Raw genomic sequence first — 10,143 nt, 5'->3', positions numbered from 1 at the left:
GGAGAGATCTTTGAACTATGTTACCTAAAAATCTAAAGATTTCTCCATTACGCTACCGATGAAAAATCGGTAAGCTTCAGTCGAAATGACGATATTATTTCTCTTAAAATCCCCTGTCATTCGTATTGATTTTTATACTATAATGCTGTGTATCCGGGTTAGTATGTGATAATAAACGTGAAAAATACGTTCATTTTGCTAAACTGGTTTTGTTTAATTAAGTTTGGGTAGCCAGATATAAGCAATTCATAACCAAGATATCTCCGACAAACAATTTTTGGATATTTAGAGTATCCCAGCGGCAACCTGGTGTCATTATTTCATGAAATCCGAAAATCTTTTATCCTGTCGGATCTTTCATTAATATAAAAGAAACCCTATAACCATTGATGAATAAAATTACCATATTTCTGATTTTTCCCTTACTGATGCAATTTGCAGGGAAAGCTTTTGAACATGTCCCGGCTCCAGTCCCCCAAAAAAGTATTTATGTTTCCGTATCTGGGAGTGATAGGGCAGATGGCTCGGCAGCAAAACCTTTAAGAACAATCAGTTATGCTGTTTCTAAGGCAATGCCTGGAGATAGGATACTTGTTTCGGCAGGAGTTTACCGTGAATCGGTGGTGTTTGAACGTGGTGGAAGTTCGGAGCGCAAAAGGATTACGCTGCAGGCGTTAAGCCAGGCAAAAGTTATGATCAAAGGTTCTGACAGGAAGACAGGCTGGGTAAAGGGTAAGCACAAACTCTGGAAATGTATGCTGGATTCTTCCCAAACCGGGATGATGCTCTTCTTTAATGGAAAAAAAATGGTCAATGTATCTACCCTTCAGGAGTGCAGTAATGCGCTGCGGTGGACTAAAACCCTGGAGAATGGAAAAACAATAATATGGGCGAATTTTGGGGTATTAGATCCCAATGTTGGGCTAACGGAAATTTCGGTCAGAAATATCGGGATCAGTGCCAGCTCTGGTGTAGATTATCTTACCATTGAAGGGATTGCTGTTAGTCAGATTTTCAATGATTATGCCTCTATTTATGCAGAACAGCCTGGCGCAATAGATACCAAAAATGGAAAGTACTGGAATATAACAGGCTGTTCCATTAGTGAATGCCATGCTGTAGGCATTTCTATAGGCGTATCCGGGCATGTTTATCCAGATGCTAATGCAGGAAGACCAGAGTTTAACGATTATACAGATCTGGCATCGGTGGGACATCACAAAATCAAAGGAAACCATATTTTTAACTGTGGGCAGGCCGGTATTTTTGGGTTAATTGGAGCTACTTCAAGCACCATCGAAGATAATCTGATAGAGAACATTAACCAGGATGGCGGTTATACGGGCAATGAATCTGCAGGTATCAGGCTGGCCATGGCGGTTGATGCGACCATTGTGCATAACCTGATCCGCAGGGTTTATGGAAAAAACGGTTATGGTATATTTTTAGGGCCAATTTTTCAGGGTGCCCGCTTGTCAAGAAATATTATTGCAGACAGTGGTGCCGGACTGTTTTACCTGTTTAAAAACCACGGACCTGTTTTATTTGACAACAATATACTTGCAATGGCAGATACTGCAGATAAGGATGTGGCAGGTGTAAAGATGGAGGCATCAGAGGCAAACGTTTTTGTTCAGAACCTGTTCTATAACTGCAGCTTCTACAATGGCCGGCAACCCGGGAGATCGGTATCAACCTCAAATTTTTTACCGCATAGCCTGGTAATCAAACAGACAATCCCAGCACTGGATATCGACCACCGTTGGTATGGCAATCTTTTTATCGGCAAAGGAGCAGGCATAGCAAAGCCAGCAGGAGGTGAGGCAGATTTTAATCTTTATGCAGATGGGGCCCTTCCGCTAAGCTGGGCAGATATGAATAGCTCAAAAGCCAAAAATAGTTTTTCTTTTCGCTTGGAACACAGCCAGAAAGGAGTAGAATTATTTTGGAAAAAGGAAGCGCTAAAGCCAATAAAAATCCCCGCACTAACAGCTGAATTTTTAGGTTTTTTTGCGCTGAGCAAGCAGTATATAGAATATCCTGATGGAAAAAAGATAACCATTGACAGGGATTTCCTCAATGCGGTGAGCGGGACTTTAGAAAGGACTCCCGGGCCTTTTTATCAAGGGCAGGGCCTTAAACCAAGAATAAAATTATTTTAAAATATTAAGCATGCACAGTTTAAATGTTTATACCAGGTTAATTCGCTACAATAAATGGATGTTAACCTTATTCATATTCTTTTTCTATACGGTGAACGTTTACGGGCAGGTGCTAAAACTGGAAAAACCGGTCGCCTACCATCCCAAGCCTTTTACCCATCCCGGCCTGTTGCATTCAGGCAGTGATCTCCAGCGGATGAAAGATATGGTTGCCTTGGGCAGAGAACCATGGAAGAGTGCATTTGAGAAATTCAGATTGCATCCATGGTCAAGCGCTTCCTGGGAACCTCATGCGGTTCAGCATGTAGAGCGTAGCTTGCTAATTGGTGCTGGCAAAAATATCGGAAACCTGGAGAAAGATGTTTGTGCTGCTTATCAAAATGCAGTGATGTGGTCTGTTACAGGCAATGAAGCCCATGCCAAAACTGCCATAAAAATTATCAATGCCTGGTCTGAAACCTTTAAGGTGTTTGATGGAACAGATGTGGAGTTAGGGGCTGGACTAAATGTTTTTAAGATGGCCAGTGCCGCAGAGATCATGCGTGCTACCTATCCAAAATGGAAACAGGAAGACATCGAAAAATGCAAAGTGATGTTCAGGGATGTGTTTTATCCTCCGATCCAATATTTTGCGCTTTGGGCCCATGGTAACTGGGATCTTGCCTGCATGAAAGGCATGATGGCTATTGCCGTTTTTAATGATGACCATGAAATGTTCGATCGAGCAGTTGATTTTTACTACAAGGGCCCCGGAAACGGTAGCCTACTGCATTATATCGTAAATGAAGAGGGCCAGGGGCAGGAGAGTGGACGCGATCAGCCACACAGTATGCTCGGGATCGGCCACCTGGCAGAAATGTGCGAAATCGGATGGAACCAGGGAATGGACATGTACAGTTTTGCGCAGAACAGGTTGCTCAAAGGCTTTGAGTATACGGCCCGTTATAATCTCGGTGAAGATGTGCCCTTTCAGCCCTACACCGACATCAGTGGTAGATTTCCTGCCGATAAGATATCAACTAATGGAAGAGGAAATTTGCGTTCGATCTTTGAACAGATATACAACCATTATGCTTTTCGCGTAAAAGGCATACCGGCAGATCAGTACCGTTACACTAAACAGGCTGCAGATAAACTTAGGCCGGAAGGTGCAGGATTCAATGCCGATAATGCAGGTTTTGGAACACTTTTCTTTTCCCTGCCGCGGCCTTAATAATCTAAATTAATTTGTATGAACAGAATAATTTTTATCTGCTTTGCTTTTTTATTATTGTGCCAAAATATTTTTGCTGCTGAATGGCAATGGTCTGTTCCCGTAAAAGGCAGTATTTCTTCTGAGACAGGAGAACAGCCGACAGCATTTTTATGGATTCCGTCTGATTGTAAACAGGTAAGGGGGATAGTTATAGGGCAGCACAATATGCTTGAAGAAGGAATATTGGAGCATAGTGCTTTTAGAAAAAACCTTTCTTCGCTCGGCCTTGCTGAAATCTGGATTACACCTTCAGTGGATATTGTCTTTAATTTTAGCTCCTCGGCAGTTTTTTTCTCAACAATGAAAGACCTGGCAGAAATATCGGGTTACAGTGAACTGGCATTTGCACCTGTTATACCTATCGGACATTCTGCTGCAGCTAGCTATCCCTGGAATTTTGCAGCTTATAATCCTGATCGGACAATTGCCGTGTTATCCATACACGGAGATGCACCATTGACCAATATGACTGGTAGCGGTAAGCCCAATCCAGACTGGGGGGGAAGGAACCTAAACGGCATCCCCGGACTTTTTGTGATGGGCGAAGATGAATGGCTTGAGGGCCGGATTAGTCCGGCAATGAAATACAGAAAAGATAACCCTGATGCTCCTATTGCGTTTCTTTGTGATGCTGGTCATGGTCATTTTGACTATTCAGATGAACTGATAGACTACCTTAATCTGTTTATCTCTAAAGCTGTAAAAAACCGGCTCCCCAAAAAAATACCTTTAAATACGTCCCCAATACTTTCTGCTGTAGACCCCAAAAAAGGATGGCTGGTTGATAGATGGAGAAGAGACAGGCTGCCAAATGCCGTTTCTGCTCCCTATTACAATTATATGGGAAACAAAGCAGAGGCTGGATGGGCATTTGATAGGCAGATGGCAAAGTTAACAGAGGATCTGTATAGCGCTGCGCGAGCTAAAATAAAGCGGTCAATTGGATTCACCCAGGATGGCAAACGCTTGCCGCCTGCAGGATTTGCTGGCTTCAGGCCTATTTTTGAACCCTTAGCGGACGGGATCAGCTTTCATGTTTCAGCAATAAATACAGATACCACAACCCATGCAATTAATATGCTTTACCGTCCTGAAGAGAAAATCGTGATCTCCAGGATCTGCGGCCCGGTCAGGAAAATCAATGACTCTACATTTCAGGTATCCTTTTACCGGATGGGATTCAATAACACCAAGCGTAGCAATGATATCTGGCTAATGGCCAGTCAGAAAGGAGATACTAAATACCGCTCATCGGTACAACAGGCAAATATGAAGATCCCACTTTCTAATCTGAAAGGAACTCCACAGAAAATTATTTTTCCGGAAATCCCGGACCAGAAAAAGTCTGTAAAATCCATGAAACTAATTGGCCATTCTGATGCCGGACTGCCCTTACAGTATTTCGTAAAGGAAGGGCCTGCAGAAATCGTAGACGGCATACTTTATTTTACAACTATCCCGCCCAAGAGCAGGTTGCCGATAAAGGTTACCCTGGTGGCATGGCAATATGGGCATAACACTCCGGCGCGCCAGATCCAATCGGCTGTTCCGGTGCAAAGGACATTTTCGATAACCAACTGATCGGTCACTTCAATCCAATTTCCGGTAATGATAAAAAAGATCTCTATAGGCGATATAGCTACTGCCCTGAATATTTCAAAGTCAACAATTTCTTTTATTATCAATGGCAAGGCCAAAGAGAAACGCATAAGCCTGGCTTTAACCGAAAAAGTACTGCAGTATATCGATGAAAATGGATATAAACCCAGCAGGCTAGCCCAGAGCCTGAGTACTGGTAAAACAATGATCATTGGCCTGATGGTAGAAAAGATATCCGATTATTTTTTTGCCCAGATGGCCTATCATATTGAGGAGATTGCCTATCAGAACGGATATAAGATTTTCTACTGTAGTACCGATAATGATCCGGATAAGACTCGTGAACTTATTCAGCTTTTCAGAGACCGCAATGTAGATGGTTACATCATAACGCCTCCGGCCGGGATGGAAAAAGAAATACAGTCCCTTATTGATGAGGGATCTCCGGTTGTATTGTTCGATAGGTACTATCCGGATATTGAATCAAGTTATGTGATCCTTGATAATTTCAAAGCCAGTTATAATGCTTCGAAATACCTCGCAGAGCATGCTTTTGCCCATATTGCATTCATTACACTGGATAGCGACCAGAGCCAGATGGAAGATAGGAAACAGGGTTACGTTAAAGCAATGGCTGAGCACGGACTGGAAGTTATTGTAGAAAAAGTGCTCTATGGAAATGATCCCGCCCAAACGGTTAAGCAGCTTGTTAGGTTCCTCAGGCAGAACAAAAGAGTTGACGCTGTTTATTTCGCTACCAATTACCTGGCTTTTAGTGGCGTTAAAGCCATCAATCAACTTGGATATAAGATACCAGGCACTATGGGCATTATCGCATTTGATGATCATCAGGTTTTCGATTTTTATGAACCTACCATAACAGCGGTTGCTCAGCCTATTTCTGAACTTGCACGGCAGTCGATCAGGGTACTGCTCAGTTTACTCAACAAACCTTTTGAAGAGAGGGCTGTCCAAAAAGTGACCGTTCCCGCCCATTTCATTATCAGGGATTCGACCGCCAGGCCGTTATAAAATGTAATGAAAATCATCTGGTAAATAATGGGTATAGAAAGCAGCGTAGCGTGTCTTACCATGGCTAGGTACTTTCCAGCCTGATTTCACCATACAACCATTTTATGAAGAGTTTATTTAATATTAAAGGATATTTTGTTGCTATAGGTTTGACCCTGCTAGGGATACAGTTTTTGGCTGCACAGACCAAGCCTGTCTTAAAAGCATACCCTGCACCTCCATCGGTTCCACAGAATACCGATTTTACCGTTAAGGTACGGCAGCCAGGCCAACCATGGCAGGATCTCCCTGAGTATGCTGTAATGGTTGACCGCGTAAAGGGATTGGACCATTCAGTAGAAAAAGCGTCTATGGCGTATTTTGACTTTTCAGGAGAAGTAGAGGTTTCTGTAAGATTCAATAAAGGTGTAATTAGCACCTCGCGGATACGTCCGCTTTCCCATAATATACCGCATAAAATATCGGGCAGGACAATTACCTTTAAACTGGAAAAACCCGCAAATCTTTCTGTTGAGGTGAACGGTGATCTCTTTCACAATCTTCACCTCTTTGCAAATCCGGTAGAGACTTTCATTCCGGACAGTACCGATAAAAATGTTGTTTTTTTTGGACCTGGCTTACATGAGATCCCCGGAGGGAATTTAAGGGTATTATCGGGTAAAACAGTCTATGTTGCGGGAGGCGCTGTACTTAAGGGACGGATCCTGATCGATAAAGTTGAAAACGTTAAGGTTCTTGGAAGAGGAATGATCGATCATTCCATTAAAGGCGCCATAAGGATTGCGAATTCTAAAAATATCGAAATAGAGGGACTGTTTGGTACACAGTGTTTTACTGGAGGATCGGACAATGTGACCATACGCAACTTTAAATGCATTAGTTACTACAAATGGGGTGACGGCATGAATGTCATTTCAAGCAAAAATGTGCTTATCGATGGCGTTTTCAACCGTAACTCTGACGACTGCACTACCGTGTATGGTACCCGTTTGGGATTTATAGGAGGTTGTAAAAATATTACCATGCGCAATTCTACCCTCTGGGCTGATGTTGCCCACCCCATTCTGGTTGGAACCCATGGAAATACGCCCAAGCCCGAAGTGCTGGAAGACCTGAGCTATATCAATATCGACATCCTTGACCATAAGGAGCCACAGGTCGATTATCAGGGTTGTTTGAGCCTCAACGCTGGTGACAGCAATCTTATCCGCAATGTCCGTTTCGAAAATATCAGGGTTGAGGATTTCAGGGAAGGCCAGTTGGTGAATATCAGGGTGTTTTTTAATGCCAAGTATTGTACTTCTCCTGGGCGTGGTATTGAGCATGTTTTGTTTAAAAATGTAAGCTACAATGGTACAAGGGCAAAACCGTCAATCATTTTAGGCTATGACGACCAGAGAAAGGTTAGCAACATTGTATTTGAAGACCTGAGGATAAATGGGATATTGTTTTCTGACGATATGCCCAACAAGCCGGCCTGGTTCAAGACTTCGGATATGGCCGGTATGTTTGTCGGCGATCATGTTGAGGGTGTGGTTTTTTGCAGGACTGGAAAGTAGCTGGTACGGATACTTACCTTTTGGAAATATCTTCCAAAATATGCACTATGAACGTTTTATAATGTACGTCTTTCAATAAACTCATGAAGCAGACCCGTCGCCCTGGATTTACTTGTCGTTTTTGAGATAAAAAACGGCTCTGAACAAAATTAGCTGATTTCCTAAATCGATTTAAGTATGATCCTGCGCAAGTAGAGCGTCTTTTTCTTAACAATGCGTTTAACTTTAGCTTATATTTTTGTCGGTTTTGTACAAAATAAAGTCTATTTAGTATAACGCTTGGAAAGAGGCTTTATATAACTTTGCTATAATACCGACAGATGAGCTTGAGATATCTTGCTTGATTTAGCAATATGGGCAACGGTATAAAATAACCAGTATAAATCGGACATAAAAGAGCAGAATGTTATAGAACGCTGAGTTTTTTGTCATATGTAAGCTAATGACATTTAGCCTATATAAATTATGAGCAATACCAAATCAGGAATGGGAAAAAATCAGTACGGAATTTCGGGAATCTCTTTTCTGGACAATGAGGAGCGAAATGAGGTTAACAGATAAATATTTCAACTTTAGCAGCACAATTTATAAAAATAAAAAACAAATGAAAAGTCTTTTTTTAGCACTGAGCCTTATTTTCAGCTCAGTTGGGTATGCCCAACAAATTCTATCGCCCAATAAAAAAATTAAAGTAGTTGTGGAAATGCAGCAAGCTGGTCAGGGAGGTTCAGGCCAGGTACATTTTAAAGTACTTTATAAAAAAGGAAGTGCTTATATTGAAGTGCTGCCCAGCTCACCGCTAGGCATTTCAAGGGAAGATCAGCAGTTCGTATCGAATCTCAGGCTTATTGGAGAAGGTAAGGCCGTTGCTGTTCATGACAAATATGAAATGGTGACCGGAAAGCGAAAGCGCTGCGAGAATTTTGGTACTGAAAAAACATTCAGTTATAAGAATCCATCCGATCAGCCCCTGGATATCACTTTTAAAGTTTATAACGACGGGGTTGCGTTCAGGTATAGCTTTCCCAATCGCAAAGATTCAAGTTTTTCTATTATAGATGAAACTACAGCCTATGTAGTTCCTACAGGTAGCGAAAGATGGATACAACCCTACAACCAAGCCTATGAGGATTTTTTTCCTTTTTCTACCACTGGAACCAACGAAAAAAACAATAATGACTGGGGATATCCGGCATTATATAAAGTTAACAGTCAGCCATTATGGGTGTTAATTTCTGAAGCAGGCATCAGCAAAGAAAATTGCGCGGCCAGGCTTAACAATAAAGAAAATAAAAACGTATACAAGGTAAGCTACCCTTCAGCAAAAAAGAAGCTGCTGGGAGGAGCTGTTTCCAGTCTTCCCTGGAAATCGCAATGGCATGTGATGATCATCGGAGAGCTAGCCGATCTGGTACAGAGTACATTGATTACCGACGTGAGTGAGCCTTCTGCCTTTAAAGACACCAAATGGATTGAACCTGGAAGTGCAGCCTGGGTATATTGGGCATATAATCATGGATCAAAGGATTATAAGAAAGTGATTGAATACATCGACCTTGCAGTAAAAATGCGCTGGCCATATGTACTGATCGACTGGGAATGGGACGTAATGTCAAATGGCGGAAAGCTGGAAGATGCCTTGGGTTACGCAAAGAGCAAAGGCATCAAGACGCTTTTATGGTACAATTCCGGTACAGATTGGCTTGACCCGACTCCGGTAGACAGGCTGTTGACAAAAGACAAAAGAGAAAAGGAATTTTCATGGCTGAGAAGCATTGGGGTTTCAGGTATCAAGGTCGATTTTTTTGCAGGAGACCAGCAGGATATGATGAAATATTACATAGATATTCTTGAAGATGCTGCAAAATACCATTTACTGGTTAATTTTCACGGTGCTACCGTACCCCGCGGCTGGGCCCGTACTTACCCGAACTTAATGACTACCGAAGCAGTTTACGGGGCAGAATGGTATAACAATAACTCAATTTTAACGGACAAGGCTGCTGCACATAATACCACGCTTCCATTTACCCGTAATATAATCGGTTCTATGGACTACACGCCGGTAACGTTTTCAAATTCGCAGCATGCGCATAAAACATCCTTCGCGCACGAATTGGCATTGGCAGTGGTGTTTGAGTCTGGTTTACAGCATTTTGCAGACAGGCCGTCTGCATATTATAATCTATCAGAAGGCCCCCTGAATTTTCTAAAAGGCTTTCCTACAACCTGGGATGAAACCAAACTGATCCAGGGGTATCCTGGTGAAATGATCGTTATTGCACGAAGAAAAGGGAAACTTTGGTATGTAGCCGGACTTAACGGAAAAGATACGCCGCAAACACTCGATCTAAATTTGAAATTCTTGGGCAATTCAGAATATGCACTCCAGTTATTTAAAGATGGAGCAGATACGAAATCTATTACCAGCGAAACCAAGAGCATCAAAAAATCGGGTACATTGCAAATTCAATGCCTGCCTGGAGGTGGCTTTGCAGGAGTAGTTAGCAGCTTGTAATGCTCAAACTTGGATACT

Annotated in this window: 6 protein-coding genes; all 6 read left to right on the top strand. The window is 42.3% G+C overall.

Annotation, left to right across the window (positions count from 1 at the left end; translation table 11 throughout):
- The first annotated feature begins 389 nt into the window (after positions 1-389).
- The 6 genes from ASU31_RS15460 (at position 390) to ASU31_RS15435 (ending at position 10,125) form a co-directional block, all read left to right on the top strand.
- Complete coding sequence (locus ASU31_RS15460) at positions 390-2,162, top strand: right-handed parallel beta-helix repeat-containing protein (protein WP_057933185.1); 1,773 nt, start codon at positions 390-392, stop codon at positions 2,160-2,162.
- 10 nt (positions 2,163-2,172) lie between these two features.
- Positions 2,173-3,375: an alginate lyase family protein gene (locus ASU31_RS15455; protein ID WP_057933184.1), complete on the top strand. Its 1,203-nt coding sequence runs from the start codon at positions 2,173-2,175 to the stop codon at positions 3,373-3,375.
- Positions 3,376-3,393: 18 nt separating this feature from the next.
- Positions 3,394-4,998, top strand: coding sequence for a hypothetical protein (locus ASU31_RS15450; protein ID WP_057933183.1), 1,605 nt, complete (start codon positions 3,394-3,396; stop codon positions 4,996-4,998).
- A gap of 27 nt (positions 4,999-5,025) precedes the next feature.
- Positions 5,026-6,048: a LacI family DNA-binding transcriptional regulator gene (locus ASU31_RS15445; protein WP_057933182.1), complete on the top strand. Its 1,023-nt coding sequence runs from the start codon at positions 5,026-5,028 to the stop codon at positions 6,046-6,048.
- Between the two features lie 104 nt (positions 6,049-6,152).
- Positions 6,153-7,607: a glycosyl hydrolase family 28 protein gene (locus tag ASU31_RS15440; RefSeq protein WP_057933181.1), complete on the top strand. Its 1,455-nt coding sequence runs from the start codon at positions 6,153-6,155 to the stop codon at positions 7,605-7,607.
- Between the two features lie 604 nt (positions 7,608-8,211).
- Complete coding sequence (locus ASU31_RS15435; protein ID WP_057933195.1) at positions 8,212-10,125, top strand: glycoside hydrolase family 97 protein; 1,914 nt, start codon at positions 8,212-8,214, stop codon at positions 10,123-10,125.
- Positions 10,126-10,143: the final 18 nt, after the last annotated feature.

The sequence above is a fragment of the Pedobacter ginsenosidimutans genome (assembly GCF_001442625.1).
Taxonomy (GTDB): domain Bacteria; phylum Bacteroidota; class Bacteroidia; order Sphingobacteriales; family Sphingobacteriaceae; genus Pedobacter; species Pedobacter ginsenosidimutans.
Note: the sequence above shows the minus strand (reverse complement) of the source record. Positions and strands in the feature narration are given on the sequence as shown.